The 23477-nt window shown below is 37.2% G+C and carries 20 protein-coding genes; 12 read left to right on the top strand and 8 right to left on the bottom strand.

The features are described 5' to 3' along the window. Positions 1 to 16: 16 nt before the first annotated feature. The 5 genes from rplY (at position 17) to ANA7108_RS0122495 (ending at position 3844) form a co-directional block, all read left to right on the top strand. Positions 17 to 316 carry a 50S ribosomal protein L25 gene (gene rplY / locus ANA7108_RS0122515; protein WP_016953092.1) on the top strand — a complete coding sequence of 100 codons (300 nt, stop codon included), beginning with the start codon at positions 17 to 19 and terminating at the stop codon, positions 314 to 316. A gap of 114 nt (positions 317 to 430) precedes the next feature. After that, entirely contained in the window at positions 431 to 1975 is a 1545-nt protein-coding gene (locus ANA7108_RS0122510; protein ID WP_016953091.1) for an AAA family ATPase, read from the top strand. Between the two features lie 84 nt (positions 1976 to 2059). Then, complete coding sequence (locus tag ANA7108_RS0122505; RefSeq protein ID WP_016953090.1) at positions 2060 to 2563, top strand: hypothetical protein; 504 nt, start codon at positions 2060 to 2062, stop codon at positions 2561 to 2563. A 219-nt stretch (positions 2564 to 2782) separates the two neighbouring features. Beyond that, on the top strand, positions 2783 to 3574 hold the full coding sequence (locus ANA7108_RS0122500) for a YdcF family protein (RefSeq protein WP_016953089.1): 792 nt from the start codon (positions 2783 to 2785) through the stop codon (positions 3572 to 3574). A gap of 48 nt (positions 3575 to 3622) precedes the next feature. After that, positions 3623 to 3844 carry a hypothetical protein gene (locus tag ANA7108_RS0122495; protein ID WP_016953088.1) on the top strand — a complete coding sequence of 74 codons (222 nt, stop codon included), beginning with the start codon at positions 3623 to 3625 and terminating at the stop codon, positions 3842 to 3844. A gap of 8 nt (positions 3845 to 3852) precedes the next feature. Here the strand turns inward: ANA7108_RS0122495 and ANA7108_RS0122490 are convergent, their stop codons facing one another. Next, complete coding sequence (locus ANA7108_RS0122490) at positions 3853 to 4074, bottom strand: ferredoxin-thioredoxin reductase variable chain (protein WP_016953087.1); 222 nt, start codon at positions 4072 to 4074, stop codon at positions 3853 to 3855. Between the two features lie 186 nt (positions 4075 to 4260). Beyond that, positions 4261 to 6216 carry a PP2C family serine/threonine-protein phosphatase gene (locus ANA7108_RS0122485; RefSeq protein ID WP_016953086.1) on the bottom strand — a complete coding sequence of 652 codons (1956 nt, stop codon included), beginning with the start codon at positions 6214 to 6216 and terminating at the stop codon, positions 4261 to 4263. Between the two features lie 235 nt (positions 6217 to 6451). On the opposite strand from ANA7108_RS0122485, the gene ANA7108_RS0122480 reads away from it, so the two are divergent. Further along, complete coding sequence (locus tag ANA7108_RS0122480) at positions 6452 to 6886, top strand: NfeD family protein (RefSeq protein ID WP_016953085.1); 435 nt, start codon at positions 6452 to 6454, stop codon at positions 6884 to 6886. A gap of 52 nt (positions 6887 to 6938) precedes the next feature. Beyond that, positions 6939 to 7904: an SPFH domain-containing protein gene (locus tag ANA7108_RS0122475; RefSeq protein ID WP_016953084.1), complete on the top strand. Its 966-nt coding sequence runs from the start codon at positions 6939 to 6941 to the stop codon at positions 7902 to 7904. A gap of 160 nt (positions 7905 to 8064) precedes the next feature. On the opposite strand, the gene ANA7108_RS0122470 is transcribed toward ANA7108_RS0122475, so the two are convergent. Further along, positions 8065 to 8463, bottom strand: coding sequence for a Fur family transcriptional regulator (locus ANA7108_RS0122470; RefSeq protein WP_016953083.1), 399 nt, complete (start codon positions 8461 to 8463; stop codon positions 8065 to 8067). Between the two features lie 306 nt (positions 8464 to 8769). Between ANA7108_RS0122470 and purS the strand changes: the two genes are divergently transcribed. Together purS and purQ are read left to right on the top strand one after the other, a co-directional pair. Further along, positions 8770 to 9048: a phosphoribosylformylglycinamidine synthase subunit PurS gene (gene purS / locus ANA7108_RS0122465; protein WP_016953082.1), complete on the top strand. Its 279-nt coding sequence runs from the start codon at positions 8770 to 8772 to the stop codon at positions 9046 to 9048. Positions 9049 to 9159: 111 nt separating this feature from the next. Then, on the top strand, positions 9160 to 9834 hold the full coding sequence (purQ, locus tag ANA7108_RS0122460; RefSeq protein WP_016953081.1) for a phosphoribosylformylglycinamidine synthase subunit PurQ: 675 nt from the start codon (positions 9160 to 9162) through the stop codon (positions 9832 to 9834). 89 nt (positions 9835 to 9923) lie between these two features. Here the strand turns inward: purQ and ANA7108_RS0122455 are convergent, their stop codons facing one another. Beyond that, entirely contained in the window at positions 9924 to 11567 is a 1644-nt protein-coding gene (locus tag ANA7108_RS0122455) for a mechanosensitive ion channel (protein ID WP_016953080.1), read from the bottom strand. 434 nt (positions 11568 to 12001) lie between these two features. On the opposite strand from ANA7108_RS0122455, the gene ANA7108_RS0122450 reads away from it, so the two are divergent. The 3 genes from ANA7108_RS0122450 to ANA7108_RS0122440 all read left to right on the top strand — a co-directional run bounded on the left by ANA7108_RS0122450 (position 12002) and on the right by ANA7108_RS0122440 (position 19470). Then, a complete protein-coding gene (locus ANA7108_RS0122450; protein ID WP_026104390.1) occupies positions 12002 to 15025 on the top strand; it encodes a hypothetical protein in 3024 nt (1007 codons plus the stop codon). A gap of 108 nt (positions 15026 to 15133) precedes the next feature. After that, the gene (locus tag ANA7108_RS0122445; RefSeq protein WP_016953078.1) at positions 15134 to 18739 is read left to right on the top strand and encodes a helicase-related protein; all 3606 of its coding nucleotides are present in this window, start codon (positions 15134 to 15136) and stop codon (positions 18737 to 18739) included. A gap of 362 nt (positions 18740 to 19101) precedes the next feature. Beyond that, positions 19102 to 19470: a 2TM domain-containing protein gene (locus ANA7108_RS0122440; RefSeq protein ID WP_016953077.1), complete on the top strand. Its 369-nt coding sequence runs from the start codon at positions 19102 to 19104 to the stop codon at positions 19468 to 19470. Positions 19471 to 19793: 323 nt separating this feature from the next. Here ANA7108_RS0122440 and ANA7108_RS0122435 read toward each other — a convergent pair whose 3' ends face one another. The 4 genes from ANA7108_RS0122435 to thrB form a co-directional block, all read right to left on the bottom strand. Further along, positions 19794 to 21398: an NAD(P)H-quinone oxidoreductase subunit 4 gene (locus ANA7108_RS0122435; protein WP_016953076.1), complete on the bottom strand. Its 1605-nt coding sequence runs from the start codon at positions 21396 to 21398 to the stop codon at positions 19794 to 19796. A 260-nt stretch (positions 21399 to 21658) separates the two neighbouring features. Next, complete coding sequence (locus ANA7108_RS0122430; RefSeq protein WP_016953075.1) at positions 21659 to 22192, bottom strand: hypothetical protein; 534 nt, start codon at positions 22190 to 22192, stop codon at positions 21659 to 21661. Beyond that, positions 22168 to 22428 (bottom strand): hypothetical protein, encoded by a 261-nt coding sequence (locus tag ANA7108_RS0122425; protein ID WP_016953074.1) that lies wholly within the window; start codon positions 22426 to 22428, stop codon positions 22168 to 22170. Before ANA7108_RS0122425 ends, ANA7108_RS0122430 begins: the two co-directional genes overlap by 25 nt. Positions 22429 to 22450: 22 nt before the next feature. Beyond that, the gene (gene thrB / locus ANA7108_RS0122420; protein WP_016953073.1) at positions 22451 to 23365 is read right to left on the bottom strand and encodes a homoserine kinase; all 915 of its coding nucleotides are present in this window, start codon (positions 23363 to 23365) and stop codon (positions 22451 to 22453) included. Positions 23366 to 23477: the final 112 nt, after the last annotated feature.

The following is a 23477-nucleotide window of genomic DNA, read 5'->3' as shown; positions in this document are numbered from 1 at the left end:
ACAACTCAAAACTACTATGGCAATTACAGTCGAATCTCAAAAACGTCCAGAAGGTAGCAAACCAAACGCTTTGCGCCGTTCAGGTTTAATACCTGCAAATTTATACGGTCACAAAGGTACTGAATCAATTTCTCTAGTAGTTAATGCTAAAGTCGTTGAACGCCTTCTCAAGCAAGCTATTCCTAACAAAACAGAAATTCAACTTGATATTCCTGAACTTGAGTGGAGTGGTAAAACCGTGCTTCGTGAAGTTCAAATTCACCCAGCAAAGGGTACAACCTACCACCTCAGTTTTTTTGCTGGTAATAAGGACTAAAATTCAGGTAATAATTACTGATAGAACCAGGGTTAACCCTGGTTTTTTTGTTGCTAAATTACCCATAGCAGGTAATATTTCGGAATTTGCCCCATTACTAATTATCAATTACCCATGACAGAAACAAATCTTTCTCCCCTCATTGAACAAATGTTACAGCCCGGATTTTATCCTCATGCAGTAACAGAACCAATTCAACTCATTCAAACTCATGTTTCTTACGTATTGCTAACTGGAGATTATGTTTATAAACTCAAAAAACCTGTAAATTTTGGCTTTTTAGACTTCTCTACTTTAGAAAAACGCCAACATTTTTGTCAGGAAGAGTTCCGTTTAAATCAGCGGGGAGCAGGTGAATTGTACTTAGAAGTTTTACCTGTAACTTTAGTAGGAGAACAATATCATTTAGATGGAATAGGAGAAACTGTAGACTATACACTAAAAATGCGTCAGTTTCCTCAAGAGTCTCTATTTAGTGAACTTTTTGCTGAGGGTAAGTTAAATGAGAGTAACTTAGAAAATTTGGGACGAGTGGTAGCTGCATACCATGCCCAAGCTGAGAGTAATGATTATATTCGCAGCTTTGGAGAAGTGCCAAAAGTGCGGTTAGCGATTGATGAAAATTACGGGCAAACTGAAAAATATATTGGTAAACCTCAAACACAAGAACAGTTTGAGCAAACAAAAGAATATACAGATAAGTTTTTTGCTCAATATCCAGAATTATTTACCAGCAGAATTGCCAATAACTACATTCGTGAATGTCACGGAGATTTACACCTCAGAAATATTGCTCTGTGGAATGACAAAATACTATTATTTGACTGCATTGAGTTTAATGAGCCGTTCCGCTTTGTTGATGTTATGTATGATGTGGCGTTTACGGTGATGGATATTGAAGCGCGAGGCCGTCAAGATTTAGGAAATGCTTTCTTAAATGCTTATGTAGAGCAAACTGGAGATTGGGAAGGTTTGCAGGTGTTACCTTTGTATTTGAGTCGTCAAGCTTATGTCAGGGCTAAGGTGACTTCGTTTTTGTTAGATGATCCAACTGTACCTGCGACTGTGAAGGATGAAGCTGCAAAAACAGCATCTGCATATTATCACCAAGCTTGGGAATATACTAAACCTAAACAAGGACAACTGATTTTGATGTCTGGTTTGTCAGGTTCTGGTAAAAGTACCACAGCTAGATATTTGGCACGGAAATTGGGGGCAGTTCATTTGCGCTCAGATGCTGTGCGTAAGCATTTAGCGGGAATTCCTCTATTAGAACGTGGTGGTGATCAGATATATACACCTGAGATGACACAGAAGACTTATGGTAAGTTGTTGACACTAGGAATTATCCTAGCTAATCAAGGTTGGAGGGTGATTTTAGATGCTAAATATGACCGTCAGCATTTACGCCAAGATGCCATATCTCAAGCACAACAACATCAATTACCTCTCAAAATTATCCAATGTACAGCACCTTTAGAAGTGTTACAAGAGCGTCTTGTTAATCGTGCTGGTGATATTGCTGATGCTACTGCTGATTTGTTGGTTTCTCAACTTAACCAAGCTGAACCTTTTACAGACACAGAGCAAGCATATCTCCAAATTTTGGATACTACTCAACCATTAGAGACACAATTACAAGCATTAATTTCTGAATAGTTTTTGCAACTAAATTGGGATAAGTTACTTTATTTAAGGATTTTCCCAATTCAAAATCTAAAATCCAAAATCCACAATTGGTATATGGCTCCTAAAAATAATCTTTTAGGCGATCTTTTTTCTTCTTCGCCAAACTTCTTTTCTCAATTAGTCTTTGGGTTCATTTTAACCATAATTGCCAGTTTCACAGGAGCTTCTCTGATTCTGAGTCTCTTTATAGGGATTATGGGTGGTTGTACTTTAGGATGGTTCACTACAGTCAACGAAAATAACCCCCCTATACCGAATGTAGCCTCTAATGATGGCATTGATGCTGCACTGAAATATTGGTTATTTTTCATGTTCTTCTTTGTATTTTTGGGTTATTCTGCACCGATAAGTATCTTATTTGGGGGATTTTCTGCTGTCGGTGGAGGCTGGATTATTGCTTGGTGGAGAAGTAAAGAAGAAGCTAGAATTGAGCCGGTAGAAGACGACGACGACGAACAAGAAGACATACCCAATGAGAGGAGTACTAAACAACAAAAGAGAAAACCTGTCCGCCGTTATCGTCGCGCTTCTGGAAGTTCCAATTTTAGACTATGGTAGCGGTGATCGAATGCAGGAGTCAGGAGTCAGCATCTGTGATTTTTAGTTGTATTTAATTTGGACTTCTGACTTGATTTTTTCCCTGTTGCTTACCTAATTAAACCGCGTCTATTTTGAAACCCATAGTTTTTTTAATCGGGTTTTATTCTCAAATTCTATACTCTTCCCTGTTCCCTGTTCCCTTTTAAAAAACTACAGTTCTCAACTTGGACTAGGTTTATGTTTCTATATCTTTCTAAATTACTGCCTCTGTTTTTTTATCCTCTGGGATTAGCTAGTCTTAGTTTAATAGTGGCTTTGGTAACGTTGTGGAAACGTCCACGAGTTGCGGCAATGGCTATTAGTCTATCTTTAATTTTATTATTGGTTTGTAGTAATGCTTGGGTGGCTAAAAATCTGGTGCGATCGCTAGAATGGCAAAATATCCCTGCTGCGGAAGTACCAGCATCTGAGGCGATTGTGGTTTTAGGTGGTGCGACAAAATCAGGTATTTGGCCTCGTCCAACTGTGGATTTAAGTGAATCGGGCGATCGCGTTATTTATGCTGCTCAACTCTATCTGCAAAAAAAAGCACCTATGATAATTTTAAGTGGCGGCCGCATCGATTGGCGTGGTAGTGGTTCTCCAGAATCAGCAGATATGGCTACTATTCTCACATCTATTGGTATTCCTTCACAAGTAATTATTCAAGAACCAGATTCTTTAAACACTTATCAAAATGCTGTAAATGTCAAGAAAATTCTCGAATATCGTGGTATTAAACAGGTATTATTAATAACTTCTGCCATGCATATGCCGCGATCGCTCAAAATATTTCAGCGTCAAGGTATTGATGTTATCCCTGCACCAACTGACTTTTTAGTTAGTCGAGGTGAATTGCAAGAATTAGTCAGCACTCCCAAAGCCGCTATACTGAATTTATTACCTGATACTGATAGCTTGAACCAGTTTACCAGTGCTTTAAAAGAATATATTGGATATTTTGTTTATAGCTTACGAGGTTGGTTATGAAAGATTGGTGTCAAACTTAAATAACTGAATAGTTATTACCAATTACCTATGAGTAAAGAACTACCACATATTGTCCCATCACCTCACACGGAAACTCAGGAAATGTTTGCAGTTCATCAAACATCTGTAGAGTTTTATCACGAAGTTCAGACCCGTTCTGAACTTAAACGTTATTGTGATTGGTATTATACAACCGCAGCCCAAAATCGCAGAGACTTAGAAAAAATGCGCGGCGAACTAAATATTATGCAGTGGTTTCGTCGCCGCTAATGAATGATTTAGATGATTTCTATTTCATTTTCGCGTAAATGAGCTTTAAATTTTTTACTAAACTGGACTAACAGGGGAAAGTTAGCGCTCACAGGTCTATCTTTCCATTGAGTAACGATAGCGTTAATTTCGCCTTCTGTACCTTTGAGGTCAAAAGCCTGGCCGCGATGCTCAGGATGATGATAAACTACTACCGACTCTTTAACACGAATGCGATCGCCAACTTTCATAACATTAATTTACATTTAACTTTTGCTGTTCCACAACCATCCGTTACTGAAATTGCTTTAATGAACTGTTCCTCAAGATAGTCCTATCAAGAGTTAGATGGTCATTTTCAGCATCGAGCGGACTCTATTACTGATTTTTCACGCTTTGACAATTTTACCATATGTGGACGTTGGTCAAATACGTCCTTATTTGGGTTCTGGACATAATTGCTGTACTTTTTGGGGAAGTTGACGACAAGCTTGCCCAAAGGATTGGGGATTTAGTTGCCACCAAGCAAATAAACCTAGACTTGCACTTCCTAGCAACAAAGCTAAAAACCCAACCAGCATTACCACCAGCTTACCCTGATTTGGTCGTTTAACGGGAGTTTCGACAGGTTCCTCTGTCAAATCTAAATCCAGCAAGGTTTGAGAACTGTCTGCTAATGGTTCTACTGTGGGGGCTTCTAGTTCTGAAGATTCCACTTCTGGTGCTGTTATTGCTGGTTCAATAGGTTCAATAGGTTCTATTACCAAGGGTGCAGGTTTAATCGGCACTAAAAAGGCTTGAGAGATTCGGCAAAGAGTGACAACAACAGATGTATTATCTTGACCATTTTTTTCATTTGCCAGCTTCACCCATTTCTGGGCAGCATCTGCTACTGATAGTTTACCTGTTAACAGTGGAATTGCGTAATCTTGCCAAGATTTTTCTACCCAGTCATGATCACTTAAACCATCTGAACACAGCAATAAAATCCCGTCTTCTTCCAAGATCAAGCGCTGGATGGAAAAGTTGAGAAATTCGGCTTCTTTTGTACCTAATGCTTGGGTGAGGGCATTGGCATTAGGTGCTTGAATTGCTTGACGATACAAACTCTGCCCGAAACATACTTCCCTTGTCGCCATATCATCATCTGTTGTCAGTAATTGGCAATAGTTGGGAGTTATCCAGTAAGCACGACTATCACCTATCGTAGCTAAGTAAAGTTCATGGGCGTTTTCTGACTCCCAGCCAGCGGTAGTGACTAATTTTTGTGGTAGTTGTATGGACATAACTAAAGTCGTTGCCATGCGTTCTCTACCTTGGCGGTTTTGCTCGTCATTGCGTGACCAAATCATGTTATTCACTACCCGCAAGCTGGCGGCCAGTTGCTGCTGCAACAAGTCTGGGGGGACAAATTCTGTTTGTTCGGAGACATCTTTTAGCAAGGCGCGAATTTGCAACTTGAGGGACTGCACTGCTAATTTACTGGCAACTTCGCCGCCTTCATGTCCACCAATGCCATCACAAACAATTGACAAATGTGGGTATAAATAGTTATTTAAGTCTTCAGCGTTACTGGGGTAACAAGCATCCTCGTTGTGACTCATAACTAGCCCTGAATCTGTCACCCCTGCGACTGTGAGCATTAAGGGCATCTCAGATGCGGAAATTAGTAATAATTGATTGATTTGGGTGGCTATGGCTGTGAATTCTGCCTCTTGTCGGCACATTTGCTGGACTATATTTCCTAAACTTTGAGCAATTTCTGTTTTTGCTACTTCTACCCAAGGCTGCCAAGACTGACCCAAATCCTGTAAACTCAGAGTTTCTGTTGTGGGGTGAAGTTCTAACAACTTTACACACCAACCTTCGACACGCAAGTTATCTGGTATTAACAAACTTTGGGCTACTCCCAATTCTGATAATGGTGTCCAAAGTTGAAGAATTTGCCATAGCCAGTAAACTTGTCTAACTGCTTTTGCTTCTTCCCAAGCTGCGGTCATAGTTGGGTAAAGATTTCCTTGCTTGTCTATGGGTGCATTTTCTAGCAACAGGATGTCACCAGCATCTAAGGAACTAACAAATCCGTATGGTTGGGGGATGTGTAACTGCTGTTGATATAATTTAAGGTAAGGAATAACTGTTTTTGGCAATTCTGACGGTATTTCTGGTGGTAGGGCTGGTTGAGTATCTAGCCAAATCTGCTGTGTAATCACTTCATATCTATTTGCTACCAATGTCTGTGGTAAGATTTCTGCTGCTACTGTGCCAGTCGCCCAAAGATAGCGGTAAACTAAGGGAGTTTGGCAACTAATACAAAACGTATCTCCGATAGAATTAATCGGTTGATTACAGTCTGGATTGGGGCAATGAATGATCTGTTGAGTAGAAATCATGAAACTTTAAATTAAAAAAATAAATTTACTTGTGAATTTCGATTAAGTTTAGCTGTCAATGAATGGAAGATTAGAATAAACTCGGTTTGTGTACCCCTGGCTACACCTTATTAATCAATTTAATCAAAAATTGCCTGTTAAAAATACCAAATTTTGTTTTCCGTAATTGGTCAGGGTGCGACTGTATGTAATCACAGAAATATATTTAGCTGAATGTAATGTCTAGGGTGGCGCTATGCCCATTTTTACTTTAATTTGGCTGTTGGCAGGATCGGTTCTGTGTTTGATGGAGCTTTTTTTACCATCGGCTTTTGTGGCTTTCATGATGGGAATTAGCGCTTTTGCGGTAGCATTACTGTCTCAACTAGGTTTGGGAAGTGTATGGCTGCAAGTTACGGTTTGGCTGCTGCTTTCCACAATGCTAGTGTTTCTTTCCCGACGATTTTTGCAATCACGACGGCGCAAGTCAAAAATTCAGGATGCAGTTATAGCAGAAACTTTAACAGAAATTCCTGTGGGACAAATAGGAAGGGTACTATACGAAGGTAATTCTTGGCGGGCTAGGTGTGATGATGACAAACTTAGCGTACCACCTCATCAAAGTGTTTATGTGGTGAGAAGAGAAGGCACTACTTTAATTGTGATGCCAGAAAATGTGTTGCATTCTTAGTCTTTGGTGATTGTTTTTGTAAAATCTAGACTCGGAAATTAGGAGAATTATTATGGAACAGTTTTTTTTGCTGATTTTTTTGGCGCTTGGTGGTTCTGCTGTTGCTGGATCTGTGCGTGTCGTCAATCAGGGAAATGAAGCTTTGGTGGAAAGATTAGGTAGTTATAACAAAAAAATGCAACCAGGGCTAAATTTTGTGCTGCCTTTTCTCGATAAAGTGGTCTACGAAGAAACTATCCGCGAAAAAGTCTTAGATATTCCTCCCCAAAAGTGCATTACCCGCGACAATGTGGGGATTGAGGTGGATGCTGTGGTTTACTGGCGAATCGTAGATATGGAAAAAGCCCGCTATAAGGTGGAAAATCTCCAGTCGGCGATGGTGAATTTGGTGTTAACTCAAATTCGCTCGGAAATGGGACAATTGGAGTTAGATCAAACTTTTACCGCCCGTTCTCAAATTAATGAACTATTATTACAGGAGTTGGACGTTTCTACTGACCCTTGGGGTGTGAAGGTAACTAGGGTTGAGTTAAGAGATATTATCCCTTCTCAAGCAGTGCGGGAGTCGATGGAGTTACAAATGTCGGCTGAACGACGCAAGCGAGCATCTATTTTAACTTCGGAAGGAGATAGAGAATCTGCTGTTAATAGTGCTAGGGGTAAGGCTGATGCCCAAATTTTGGATGCTGAAGCTCGACAAAAATCAGTTATTTTGCAAGCTGAAGCTGAACAAAAAGCGATTGTTTTAAAAGCCCAAGCAGAACGCCAACAGCAGGTCTTGAGGGCGCAGGCTATTGCTGAATCAGCAGAAATTATTGCCCAAAAAATTAAAACTAATCCTGATGCTAAGAAGGCTGTGGAAGTTCTGTTTGCTTTGGGTTATCTGGATATGGGGGCAACTATTGGTAAAAGCGATAGTAGTAAGGTGATTTTTATAGATCCTCGCACTATTCCCGCTGCTTTAGAGGGGATACGTTCTGTTGTTTCAGATGTTTCTACTGGCTCCAACCCTCAGTAATATTGTGGATTGTGGGGACACGGGGACGCGGAGACGCGGGGATGAAGAGACACGGAGACACGGGGACACGGAGACGCGGGGATGCTGAGAAAATTAAGAATAACTTAATCACCAATCACCAATCACCCATCACCAATCACCAATCACCCATCACCAATCACTAATCACTAATTTCTTGATTGACTTGACATTGGTTACACAAGCCAAAAAATTCTAAGGTGTGATAAAAAACTTTGAATTTATGGCTGGATTTTAATTCTGTTTCTAGTTCATGGACAGGACATTGATGAATGGGTATGGAAAGGCCGCATTGTAGGCAAGTTAGATGATGTTTGTCTTGCTGAGTGAGGCTGTAGAGGGCTTCTCCATTAGCCAATGTTCGCACCTGTACCTGTCCTTCTAGCTTGAGGGCTTCCAATGAGCGATAAACTGTTGCTAAACCCATACTCTGACTACGGCTACGTAGTTCTACGTAAAGGTCTTGGGCAGAAATGCCTTGTTTAATGTTTTTGAGAAGGGTTAAAATTCGCTCTTGACTGCGGGTGCGTATGGCTCTCATAGCAATTTTAGATTTTAGATTTTGGATGGGGAATTATAAAAATTTTGTATCAGGGATGACTACTTTAAATTAGCATCTGTGATGTCAGTTTTTGAGCGGCTAACTGATAAATTAACTTTATAGCAACAGACAGGGCGGTGAGGACACCAACTGATGATAAAACCTAGACACCAAAAGACTTTTCAGATTGTTAAGAGTCACTTGTTAAGAGTCACCTACTATAACTGGTGTGTAATTATTATATTTTCACCCAGTTGAAGCAGTAAAGTTATAGTATAGCGATCGCAGCATTCAGCAAAAAGACCTGTGCAAAGAAAATATTTAGCTAAAATTTTCGTGACGCTTCGGCCTTCAGTCTTAGATCCTGCTGGTGTGGCTGTACAATCTGGCCTCAAGCAACTAGGATACGACAGTGTGGAACAGGTGAGAATTGGTAAGTACATTGAGTTAACCACTATCGCACCTGATGAGCCGAAAGCACGTCAAGACTTAAATCAGATGTGTGAGCAAATGTTAGCAAATCCGGTGATAGAAAACTATCGCTTTGATTTGATTGAAGTCGAATCTCAAACTGGCGTTTTCTAAAGTTGGTAATGGGTAATGGGTGATTGGTAATAGGTAATGGGTGATTTTTACCTATTATCTATTTCCTAATTTCCTGTTCCCCGTTCCCTATTCCCTATTCCCTTATAAACAATGAAATTCGGTGTTTTAGTTTTTCCAGGGTCTAACTGTGATCGTGATGTTGCATATGTTACTAGAGACTTGCTAGGACAAGCAACGCGCATGGTATGGCATCAAGAGACTGATATTAGTGATATAGATGTGGTGATTGTCCCCGGTGGCTTTAGTTACGGTGATTATTTACGTTGTGGTGCGATCGCTCGTTTTTCTCCTGTGATGCAACAAGTGATTGAACACTCACAAAAGGGTAAATTTGTCTTGGGTATTTGTAATGGTTTTCAGGTATTAACTGAAGCTGGTTTATTACCTGGAGTATTGGCTAGAAATCAAGATTTACATTTTATCTGCGATCGCTCTCCTTTGAAAGTTGAGCGTAATAATTTACCTTGGAGTCAAGGTTATGCAGAGAATGAAATTATTACTTTACCGATTGCTCACGGAGAAGGGCGATTTTATGCTGATGAAAAGACTTTAGCAGAAATTGAAGATAACGGACAAGTTCTGTTTCGTTATCACCAAGAAAATCCCAATGGTTCATTAAACAACATTGCCGGGATTTGTAATCGTCAAGGTAATGTTTTAGGTATGATGCCCCACCCAGAACGAGCCGCAGATGCAGAGTTAGGTAATAGCGATGGTTTGCGCTTGTTTCAGGGTTTGCTGGGGAAAGTTGCAGCTTTGGTGTAAAAGATCCCCGACTTCTGAACGGAGTCGGGAATTTTTATCTTGATTTTATCGTCCAGACGTATGACTTTAGCTACTTAATCCTAATGTTCTCATTCTTTATTTTTAAAAGAAGTTAACCATTCTCTCATTTGTTCTTGGGCAACGTCACGGCCACCCAAACCAAAGGCTAAAGCAATGGCGACAGCGATCGCTCCAAATAATAGACCAAATGCTAAATTGACGATATCAGGAGCAATACCAATCTGTTGCAGTGCCATTGCTGAGACTAAGGCAATGATAGATATACGGGCGACTTGTGCTAAAAACAGGCTTTGGGAATTACCAGAACTGCTGATAATAGTAAAGGCTAGATTTGCCAAAAACAGACCTACAGCAAATACTATCAATCCCGCTAAAATCCTTCCCAAAATAATGACAATACCTGTCACCAACACAGTCAGGGCAGGAATATTCAAAATATTCACGGCGGCAACAGTTGCAAACAGCATGATTCCCACCAAAGCAATAATCCCGGCTAATTCCGAGGGGGTGCGAGTTGGTGTAATGGGTTCTTCTAAAGTTGCTGCTGACCGATTGAGTGATGGTAAACCCAGGACAGTGAAAATGTTGTTAAAACCTAAACTGGTAAGGATGCTTGTGACTAAATCCGAGGCAAATCTACCTAAGAAATAGGCAACAATTAAAATTCCTGCTGCTGTGAAAATGCTGGGTAAAGTATTGAGAACTTGTTGCAGCATGAGGATGGCTGGTGCAGAAATGGCCTCAATTTTGAGAGCATTCAAACTAGCGATCGCAACAGGAATTAAAATCAGAATGTAAACAATCGTCCCAATAATTGTTGATAAAGATTGCACTCCTGTAGCTGAAGACAGTCCTACCCGACTTCCCAAATTGTCAAAACCTGTTGTATGTAGCAGATTAGTAACAATCCGACGGACTACATTCGCAAAAAACCAACCCACAGCACCAATGAGCATTGCTGCCAAAATATTGGGCAGAATGGAAAGAATCTCTGTAGTTAAAGCTTGTACTGGTTGTAATGCTTGCTGTAGCCCTAAAGTGTCCAGGACTGGCACAAGAAACAGTAAGAAAATGAACCAATACAAAGCACTACCAATAGTCTCAGTCAGAGATAATTGATTCGTGACATCTGTAGTATCTTGGGTTTCTTGCTGTAAAATCTGATCTAGCCTAAAAGTCTGTAATGCTCTTACTGTAAAGAGTTTGACGATAGTGGCTAAAAACCAAGCCGCAGCTAAAATTATGCCAGCACCAACCACCTTAGGCAAAAAGCCAATGACTTGGTCTAGAAAACTATTCAGTGGTCGAGAGGCCACTTCCAAACCCAGATTCTGTAAAACAGCTACAACTGTTAAGAGAATGATGCTCCAAAATACTAAGCTGGAGATTAATTTCTCTATTTCGGGAACATCCTGACCACCAGTGATACCAGAGGCAATGCGGTTATCTATTTTTGTGTGATCGAGAATTTTTTTGGTGGCTTTAGCTATAATCGCGGCAATTAGCCAACCTATTAATAAAATCGCCGCAGATCCTAATAACCGGGGGGTAAACTGAATGAGTTGCTCAACTACTCCTTGTACTTCAGCCACACCTTTGCCTACTTCGGATGTTTCAGTTTGCAAGCTTGACGATTGTGCTAAAAAATATTGCACCCTGTTCGACAAACCAACTCCTGTCAACTGGGTTATTCCTTGCCAAGTTGTGTTCATGGTTTTTCGATATTAAGGTTAAATGTGCGGTCAAAACATTGGAAATGCTTACGGGGTTTGACTGCAAACCACAATTGTCAACTTACGTAAGTTCCACTAGTGTTGACCCATCTACTTACCCATAAGCTCATATATTGGGATTTATATCAAGTGTTTTTGCTGAATTTTATCAAAATGAACATTGTTGCTGAGTATCAAGTTATGAGCAACAACGACACGATACAAAAATCTGCGTCTACTGCGAAACGTCTAAAAGAGGGATTTATTCAGAGTTTATTTATATTTTTTGTTTAAATCAGAATCAGCCAGCATATCTGCGCCAGATTAGACTGTTACAGTCTAATTATTTAACAAATATTAAGTCTTGACTTGTCAAGATGCAAAGCATTATTATCTAGTAATTGTAATTTTAAAAACAACAATTAAGGATGCAGATGAACACAATAGCAATAAATCCAGACTTAGCCAATGTGGATTATACTGATTTACTAACGAAAATATTACAAGTCTTAAAGCAAAAACAAATATTTAATATCTCCAAAGACAATCAACGCGTACTAATTAATATTGATCAAGTAGTTAATGAAGTTATTAACCTCCAACCATATAATCCTTTAGGAAATGAAAGATCAGTACGTACTGCTACCCTGAATTTTAGTTCTGGTTCTTATCATAAATTTCGGGAACAAATTACAGAGATTGCTGATTGTACTCAGCAATGTTTAACAGCAGCTATTTCTCAAAATCCCTCAAATATATCAATAGATAGATTTCAATTTATTAAACAGCTAACTATAGATTTAGAGTCATTATCAATTTCCAAGCAACCATCTAAACTAGATTTTAGTTATAATTTTCCTAAATATCAAAACCTGCAAAAACAGCGCTTAACAGTAAAAAAAAGTGAAAGCAAACAAAGACAACTACTGAAAGCGCATAAAGTCAAAATTTCTGTGGAAAAGCCTCGTGATTTTTCTTCTTCATTATTAATAGGTATTAATAACTTTATTGATGCAAGATTTACTGATTCCAGCGATAGAGAAGATTTAGAATATGTTTTAGATGGTTTAAAAGAAAATCCTAACTCGGATATTTACCGATTACAAAATCTAGTTAATCAAGAAACATTAGGTAAACTTAAAAAACTAGTAAAGATTAAATATTTAGAATTTCTCTTAGACAACATTAATGAAAATGCGAGTGCTGATAACTTTAAAGGTAAAATATATTTAGAAGATTTAATCAGAAGATTAAAAGTACTAGATGATTATATTAATGATACTAATCAGCCAGATGGTGAATATCTAGTTAATTATGCAGGAATATCAGTTAATTATCAAACCATGTTTTCTCGAAGTGAAGCTTATGATATGTTACCTATTATTCCCATCATTGAAGGTTATTTAGGAGAAACAGAAGATCAAAATCGAGAAAAAATAGAATTTATATTTGGTTTAAAGTTAAAATTTGATGGAAAAGTGCAAAATGATGGAGGTAAAAGTGTATTTGATTATAATCTCAATCTGTTAAACCCAGATAGCAAAGAACATCAAACAGAAATTGCAGATGAATCAAGAAAATTCACATTTGTGAATAAAGTTCTCAAACTGGCATTTTTGTATTATTTCCTATTTGCATCTCGTCAAGATCCAAAATCGGAAAATTATAATCCTAAGCATGAGTTAGATTATGATCCTCTTACCAAACTTGCAACTGTATTGTTAACATTAAAAAGTAATGATGATCAAGCCAAAAAACAATTATTTAGAAACCTATTAAAGGGTTTTAAATTATATAATGTTCAGGATAAAATCGATACACTCAAAAAAGTTTTAACGAATCTTATTAAAAGAGAAACTCCATTTTTTACTAGAGAATACCCTCTACATATTTCTGTTAAAAATAGTATTTTAGAAAATGACATTAATACTATTAACGATAGAGACACAGTATTTAAACCAGTTTTGCGAGACAACTTTAAAGACTGTTTGAAATATATTAACCTAGGAACCGCAAACGCAGAGACAAACTACCTTGTCAGTCTGAAAGCAAACTTGAAAATCAGCGAAATTCATTTTTTAGAAACTGAAGATAAAGAAACCTTCGACATGGAATATGATATTCCTAAGGGTATTAGGGTCTTACCTGTAGTGTTTTTACCCATGGAAGATAAAAAATGCAGTGAATTTTATAGCAAAAACTTACAACATCGTAATCTGATAATTTTTCCCTATCGGTTAGAGACTCAAAAACTAGAAACACATCAAGAATTTACTTACAAAATCGTATATAGCTTACTAGCTTATATTTGTTTGTACGTCTTATTTGCAAAACAGACAAAATTATTTATTCCCATTTTGAGACTACATCTCAAAGAAAAAACTGATCACGCACCAATAGAAAAATTTATAGTTTCTTTGACTGCTGTATTATCTCACTTATTTAATGACGGATATCGCAGTAATGAACAGGGAATAGTGATTACTAATTTTGCGGAAAAAGCTAAATTTAAAATTCCTAATGTTCTCAGTTCTCTATACTCAGTTGTACCCAAAAAATTTAAATTACTAAAAACTGATAATTTTGAATTTAAAGAACTTGACAAACTAGCAATTATAGTAATTTCTAGTCGAGAAAGTGATAGTAAATGGGGAAAAAAAGTAAAAAAATCTAACCTAATGGGAGAAATTGTTACTTTACAGATAGAACCGCAAAGTGTGAGATTTCAGCTTTTCAAAACATTCTCAGAAAACTATGATGATCATGAGAATATGTTTGAATATCCCACAGTAGTAGTTGATAATGTAGACAAATTATATAAACAAGGATATAGACACTTTATTTATATAGCTAAAGTTCCCTACAGCAGCACCTTACATATTACCCAAATCGCAAAAGATGAAGAATTATTTTTTATGTCAAAAAACGTAATTACCGCGTTAAAAAAAGAAAGACATGACATCAAAATTTATCCTATGTTCTTTGATAAATACTACGCAGTCAAAATACCGGATAACATCAAATCAACATCATTATATATTCAAGATACCATTGAACTTACTGAATTAGCAGAAGATCCTAATAAACAATCAGTAGTCTTTTTTAACTTATTTAATGGAATCGCACTTTCTAAAGAGAATAATTATAACGGAGTCATGTCTTACGCAACATTATTAAATATTTATGATGGTATTTTAGATGATCAAGATATCAGAGAAGGATTACTTTCTCAGGAAAGCGACTTAAAAAATGAAATTCTCCAATGTTTAACTTTATTTCATTTTTCACGTTATGAAAAATCCAAAGACATTCAACTAAAATTAGATCCATATCAAAATTTAATTGGAGATGAATCAGTTAGTCAACTCGCACTATTTAAACATAGTCGAGTCAAAGCTGATTTTAACTCTTTAGCATTTTTAACCTACATCAAAGAAATACTCGCAAAACCAGAATAGTTCACAATACTGTTAACTTAAGGATAATTGTAGCTCTAACTTAACCGTATTTGAATAGTTCGTAGTCAGGACTTTAGTCCTCAAGCTGATTACAAACAGGAAATAAATATGACAGCAAAAATAGCAGATGATTTAGGAAGATTATTTGAAGTCGGATTTAATATTGGAATCTTATCTTATATTCACAAAAACCAAATCAAAAATCGGTTTGGAAACTTATACTATGATGAACTTAAAAATCTCAAATTTTCGGAAATTAGAAAGACGATAGAGAGGAAAGTGGTCAGCAAGTTAGAAAGAGAAATAGCTAGTACTTGGTGTCAATTTTTTGTCCAAAAAGGTTTTTTATGTGGTTTAAACTTCTTCCAGGAATATCTCAAGTCTATTGGATGTGATGAAAAACCAAAATTTCGACATCTAGAGATTTTATATTATCAATGTCGGTTTAATGGAGATAATAGTATTAGTACTTATGAAGTTAATGATAAACAATGGTTTAAGAATGTTCTTTCCCAGATTAAAAATTTAAAACCAACTTCTCAGGATATTGATACATATCAAGCTAAAGGTGATTTCCTTAACGCAGATACTTTGATTTTGCTAAAATATCGACGCAACTATCGAGTTTTATGTCTTGATTTGTCAGTATTTTCGATCCACACTGATAAAGACATCGAAAATATTGATTATGTGGAAATTATTCGACGCTTGTTAATACGAGATGTTAACTATATTCGTTCTAAAAGTGTGTTTTCTAGTTTGCGAATTGATACCGAATCTTTAGGTTTAGATTTTTCCCCAGGTTTAAAGGAATATTTTACAGCTTTCAAATCTAAAGATAAGGAAAGTGCGAAATTAATTCAAGCTGGTGGTTATATTTATAGCTTCTGTCAGTTCCTGGAGAAAACTGCGATGATTCCAGATATCTCACAGTTGGTATGTAATGCGGTGGGATATAGTGATCGCTCTTTCAATACTATCTCTATTCAAGCAGAAAATCTCGACATTTTCAAAACTTGCTATCAAATTTATAAACTTCATGATTACAAAGAAGAAATTACCGACGCACGTCATCGAGTTTTAAATCAAATCAAACGTAATGCTTCCATAACTTTTGAACAAATTCCCGAATTTGTCAATTCACTTTTAGAAATTACTCCAGATACCATCAATACTTTACAACCTTACACAGAAAAAATCACGGAATTTTATAACTCCGTCGCAACAGTTCCTCTAGAGTTAATTTCTTCTTTAAATCTAACCGGAAATCCCAACTTCCGACAAGCACATAATCAACTAATTCAAAAATCTCTACTTTCTGAAAATACCTACATTTTCTTAACCGGAAATCCTGGAATCGGGAAAACTACCGCTATCGTCGATTTTCTCAGAGAATATAAGGATGAAGGTTTTCTTTTATTCTATGTCAGTCCGCGCAAACAAGTCAACCTCGATATCATCGAAAAATTTAAAGATAAGCAAAATAAAAAATTGATTGACGACAGAATTTTTGCTATCAATACTCACAGTAACTTAATTCAAGATAACGGTGGTCAATATTCAGTCGCATATACGTCTAATCAACATCAGAATGATTTTTGGTTGGGAAATGTTCATTTTCTCAACAGTGAAAATGTGGAAAGAAAAGCTAGACGTAAAGACAGACTTGAACATATTACTGATGATACCTTTCAAGATATTGGACAAAAAACCAAAGGAGTTTTAAATAGTATTTGTGAAGCTATATATAATCTCATCAGTTGTGAACAATATAACCAGATTATTGCTACCGCTTCTACTCAGTCATTGAAAAAAACAGATTATGGGGATACTTTGAAACATCTCACCAAAATCTTCCGTGACGCATATAAGGAAAGTGAAGGTAAAGTTTTCCCAGAAAAAATGCAAAATATTTCTCGTCGCATCAAACATCTATTTATCATGATAGATGAAATTACTGGAGATGAAGGAGGAGTAGAATTTTTAGATGGAATTCACAAAATAGTTAAAGAATATAAATTAGCATCCCCGGAAAATAGTTTCAACACTAAAATTATTGTCGCTGATGCTTCTATAGTTGATAAAAATGTCATTCTTCAACATTTAGAAGACCCTACCCCTGAACCTAATAAAGTCTTCTTTCGCAAAGCCGAGTCAAATATTCAACCTCTATCGGTGGAATCTTTTATATTTAACAATTTACCCAGCATCATTATTAATACTAACACATACCCAGCTAAAAGTTTAACTATCAGCTATCAAATTATTATTGAATCTTGTAGATTTACCAATAAAGCTAAATTACGAGATAACTCTAATTTAGAGAAAAAATTGCAATCAGAAATTTTCAAAGATATTCAAAATCTTTTACACAAATCAGACGTTGAACAATTTATAGTCTACATCCAAAATAAACGCCTATTAACAGAAATAATTGAGAAAATTCAAGAAGAGTTAGGAAAAGACAACTTTACCAAAAATATCAATTATTTAGAAATACACGCGAATATATCTGAACATGAAAAACAAGAAATTCAACAATATCAAGAAAATGTCAAAGTTGTTTTCATGACAGCTTCAGGAAGTCGCGGTTTATCTTTCCCCAAAGCCAAACATATCTTAGTAGAAATACCTAAGTTTGAAATTGAAAAAAACTTGATGGAAATTATTCAGGTAATTTACAGAGGTAGGGGAAATGATATTATCGATAATCAAGATAAATATCTCACTTTTTATTTAGCAGAACGTTCCCTTTATTATCAAGATAATCCTCAACTGTCTCTACAGGAAAGCGTTTTGAGTTTATTAAATCTCCTTTTAATTCTCAAAGCATCAATCATGACAAGAATCCAGGGTTATGGTGTAATTGGTAGAAAAAAATATATTCTGATTCCCATTGGGGGAAAATCAGTTTTAGCTGCTGGGGAAACATTTTCTAGTCAAATTGCAAATCTGATTAATCAACTGAAAAAAGAATATAATATAAACAAAAGTCATAAATTATTAAAAGAAGCCTATTCTAGTCTAGAAGCACTCTTGAGAGATGGTGATTTTGTGGTACAAAAAACTACAGAAGAAAGTTACTTATCTCTCAGAGAAGATTTCAATAGCAAATTTTTAGAAGCTGCAAAAACCTTTGATAAATTACTTGATTTTAAACCCCTAGAGTTAGGTTATATTAGCGGTGGTTTATTAATCGTACCCAGTCAAAATATCGAAGAATCTTATCAAATGAGATTATTGGATATTGAAAAATATGCAAATGTAGTTTTATGGGAAAATCTAAAAAAAATTAGTAGAAGTAAAACTTACCCAGAAAGTCTGACTTATGCAGTTAAAGATGCAATAGAATTAGTTGAAAGACTCAGAAATGCACCTCTAAAAACACAGAACTTTGTCCAGAAAAGTCACAATACAGATCAATATTATGCTTTACCATTATTTGCATTTATTAGTGGTGAAGTGATGAAAGAATATTTTGAAAATCAACCAGAAGAACCACAAGATCAACGTTTTAAAGATATTTTATCTATATATATTCGTTCATTATACCCTGTCGGTAACGTTTTACCAATAGGATCTAATTACAAAGAATTTCCATTTGTAGTGTTTAGGAGTTATAGCTTAGAAGAAATTAGAAATAAAGTTTTTACAGAAAAGTATCTTTTAAATTCTCATGAGTTAAATGTACTAAATTTGATTCTTTCTCAATAACCTCAGTTAGCAAAGAAAATATTTTCGCATTTTATGAGTTAAAGCTATTGACTGGCATCCAAAAATCTGATAAAATTAATCTTGATAAGGAAGAACTATGCTTGTTGCTTAAACAAGCTTCAAAATATTAAGCAAAGCATTAATTCAAACCGAATAAATCTATATTTGTGATGTCAATTACTTCATGAATTATTTTTTCCGATATAAAATATATTTCTAAGCAGTTCGTAACAACAGATAAATATTTTTTAACTGGTTATGTAGCTAAAGCTGCAAAACTAACTTCTTTAAATTCAAGAGACTAATTAAAATTCTTAGCAAGGGACATCTACCTGACTATTGTTACCCTTCTAGGTATTTATATGACTTACAGTTCAGAAGAAATGCAACAGATTCTCCAAAAAGCTTTTGTTCGTAAGCAGGAGGGAGAATTTACACAGGAGCAAATTATCGAGATTGCATTAGAACTAGGAGTTTCCTCCGAATCACTGCAAGCTGCTGAAAAAGAATGGTTAATACAGCAAGTAGAAATGAAAAAACAACAAATATCTAATTCTCAAAAACGTAGAGAATTCAAATCACACCTAATGTCTTTTATTGTGATAAATGGGTTTTTGATTCTATTAAATCTGTTCACAAGCCCTTCATATTTTTGGGCGATTTATCCCATATTAGGCTGGGGATTAGGTTTATTACTTCATGGTATCAAGACTTATATGAGCGAGTCTTAATCATAAATAAGATGATCTTAGAACTTACGCACTATACAAATTAGTTATTTCCAGCATATTAGTAGGGTGCGTCAGATGGCAAAATTTTGTTAATTGTGGGCAAATTATCGGGTCTGACGCACCATAGAAGAGATAAAATCCACAATTCATATTTGATTAACTTTGTTAATGCGTAAGTTCTAAATCTAACAAATTTTCTGATAGTGTTTCCTCCTCATCTATCGCTATAATTGAACCTGAAAAAATTAAAGGGGTAGTTATACAACCACCCCTAATTCCCCTCATATTTAAGATTTACTCAGAACCCTTTTTGGGCTTTATAATTACTCAGCTATATTAACAATTTCAGAACTTGCTAATGTTGGTGTTGTGAAGATTTGCGAGTACAAATTAGTAGGTTGTTGACGAGCAATCACTGGCAACACTTGACGAGCATGAGCCGCAACTTCTACTGTTTTCACATCATAGGTTTGTGTCACCATCTTAGGATAGAAACCAATGCCGATGATAGGCAGCAATAAACAAGCAGTGATGAACAATTCGCGGGGTTTAACATCAGAGATAACAGCATCTAAATGTAACTCTTCGCTTTGCTCACCGTAGAACACTTGACGCAACATTGAAAGTAGATAAATGGGAGTTAGAATTACGCCAACTGCTGACAGAAAGATGACTACAATTTTGAAGCTAGAACTGTAAACATCACTGGTGCCAATACCCAGGAATACCATTAACTCACCGACGAAACCACTCATACCGGGTAAAGCTAAAGAAGCCATTGAACCGATAGTAAATAATGCAAAGGTTTTGGGCATTACTTTAGCCATGCCGCCCATTTTATCCATTATTAAGGTGTGGGTACGTTCGTAAGTTACACCGGATAAGAAGAATAAACTAGCTGCAATTAAACCGTGAGAAACCATCTGTAACACAGCACCGCTGATACCGATTTCTGTGTAAGAAGCAATCCCAATTAACACAAACCCCATGTGGGCAATTGAAGAGTAAGCCAAGCGGCGTTTGAGGTTGGTTTGAGCAAAGGCGCAACAAGCACCGTAAACTATGTTAACTACACCTAAGACTGCTAAAACTGGAGCAAAAACAACGTGGGCATCTGTTAACATTTCCACGTTGAAGCGGATAAGTGCATAACCACCCATCTTCAACAACACACCTGCTAAAATCATCGAACCAGGAGCAGATGCTTCACCGTGAGCATCAGGCAACCATGTGTGAAAAGGGAAAATTGGTAGTTTTACACCGTAAGCAATTAAAAAACCTGCATATAGTGCTAGTTCTAAGGCTTGGGGATATTCTTTCATTCCCAATGCTGTCATGTTGAAGGTGACGTTATCACCAGAGAATGCCATTGCAAAACCAGCTACGAGAATAAATATAGATGCTGCGGCTGTATAAATAATGAATTTGGTAGCTGCGTAGCGGCGGTTTTTTCCTCCCCAGATGGAAATTAGTAAGTAAACGGGTACTAACTCGATTTCCCACATTAGGAAGAACATGAGCAAGTCTTGGGCGAGGAACACGCCTAATTGGGCGCTGTACATCACCAACATTAAGGCATAAAATAAACGCGGCTTGTTGTCTACTTTCCAAGCCGCGAATATTGCCAGAGTGTTGATTAAGCCTGTTAAAAGTATCAGGGGCATTGATAAACCATCAACCCCGACAGCCCAGTTAAAACCAATCTGGGGTATCCAAGCATAGTTTTCTGTGAGTTGCAGGGCTGAACTTTGGAAGTCGTAGCTCTGCCAGAAGGCAAAAATCATTAATGCAAAGTCTGCAAATGCTACTCCTAAGCCATACCAGCGAACGGTTTTGCCGTCTTTATCGGGAATGAAGGGAATGGCTAGGGTGGCTACTAAAGGCAGAAAAATTATGGCTGACAACCAAGGAAGTTCTATCGCATTCATCACTTCTGACAATATATTTTTGGTTTCGCTTTTGATTACATTATATTAAGGAATCGTTACTTTTGTAAACGACTTTGGCCTTAATATTTAGTATTTTGAGCATCATTAGTAATAAATACTTACTAAAATGCCTTCGTGTCTATTCTAAAAGCAAAGTTTTGTAACGTCAACAAAAAAACGGCAACATTGGTTGCCGTCTTCAGTTATAATCCTGATTTTTAATATCGAGTTTACATTTCTACAAAATTGATATCTAATCTTTACACAATACGGTTGACAATTGTCCATACTTCCCCATCAGAACGGACGTAGGGAACGGAGATGGTTTTGAATCCGGTAATAAAGGGTTTGTAGTAAACTTGCCAATACATGGGACTAAGTTCATCAGCACAAGCTTTGAGGAATTTGATTTCTGTGGCTAGTTCCTGTGCGAGTTCATTCACACGCTGGGCGTGAACTTGAGCAACTTTTTTGGCTTCTTCTAGCTGTTCTTGTTGTTGAGAAATGCGGATAGATAGGGCTGAACGCTTGTTTATATAGCCTTGTTTCTGCTGGATCTCTCTTTCTAAAAATGTGATACTTTTGGTGAGTGCTGCGATCGCATCATCAATACCTTTGATTTCAGCCGACAATTGTACATTTTCTCTAGCTTGGCGACGGTAAGCCTCAACTATTGCCTGGGGTGAATCATTTTCGCCAGACTCTAAACTATTATTAGTCAGTGCATCGCGTTCTTGCTGGAGTGCCTGAATTTGCGAGTTAAGTTCCTTTATATGTACCTGCATTTGTTCCATATATATATGTTGGTAATTGGTAATTGGTAATTGGTAATTGGTAATTGGTAATTGGTAATTGGTGATTGGTGATTGGTGATTGGTGATTGGTGATTGGTGATTGGTGATTGGTAATTGGTAATTAAGTTATTCTTCATTTTCTCCGCGTCACCGTGTCTCCCCATCTCCGCGTCTCCCCATCTCCGCGTCACCGCGTCACCGTGTCTCCCCATCTCCGCGTCTCCCCATCTCACCATCTCACCATCTCCCTGCCTCCAGTTACAATATAGTTGCCCCTTGAGTATCGAGGGCGAGCGATCGCACAGTACATTTAATTCCGGCTTGTTTCCAAGCATTGGACATCGCTGTCAATACTTCATATGTATGTGTGGCATCGGTTAAGGCTAAAAGTGTGGGACCCGCGCCACTAATTACCATGCCATAAGCACCAGCAGCCATAGCTGCAACAGCCACATCATCGTAACCAGGAATTAAAGCTTGACGATAAGGCTGATGTAACTTATCTTGTAAAGCTGCTTTTAACCATTCTTCCCGATTAGTTGCCAAACCCCGCAACAATAAACCAAAATGGGCAGTATTGAAAATCGCATCTCCACGACTTACCTCTGTTGGTAAAACTCGCCGTGCTTCTGAGGTTGACAACTCAAAATCAGGAATTGCTAGTACTGTTACTATATGCCGATGCCAGGTAATATCACAAATTTCCCAACCTGTTTTGCTAGTAGCAGCCAGACGACATCCCCCTAATAAAGCTGGGACTACATTATCAGGATGTCCCTCCATAGCGATCGCTAATTCCATCACCTGCAACTCAGATAAATGTGAACCAGCTAACTGATTTGCAGCCACCAACCCCCCGACAATTGCAGTCGCAGAACTACCTAAACCCCGCGCCAGTGGTACACCTAATTTAATTTCTATTTTCACCGCTGGCGGCGTTTGATCTATATAACTATATAACTTTACAAAAGCCTGATACAGAAGATTACTCTCATCAGTTTGCACCTTTTCCGCTTCTGCACCAGAGACTTGAATAATTAAACCACCGCTATCCAGACAAGTAAACTTAAATTCGTTATACAGTTTTAAGGCTGCACCGATGCAGTCAAAACCTGGCCCCAAATTTGCCGTTGTCGCAGGGACTTTAACCGTAACAGTAGAAACCAAAGACATCTGTCAATACTCACTAATCGATCCACTAGCATCTCATGTTAAGGGTTCAGTTGTTGCTAAAACTCACATTTGAGGGAGCGATCGCTTGTTCGTGGTAAATGTGAGAAAGCGA

The organism is Anabaena sp. PCC 7108, assembly GCF_000332135.1.
Taxonomy (GTDB): Bacteria; Cyanobacteriota; Cyanobacteriia; order Cyanobacteriales; family Nostocaceae; genus Anabaena.
The sequence above is the reverse complement of the archived record's forward strand: the minus strand, read 5'-3'. Positions and strand labels throughout refer to the sequence as shown.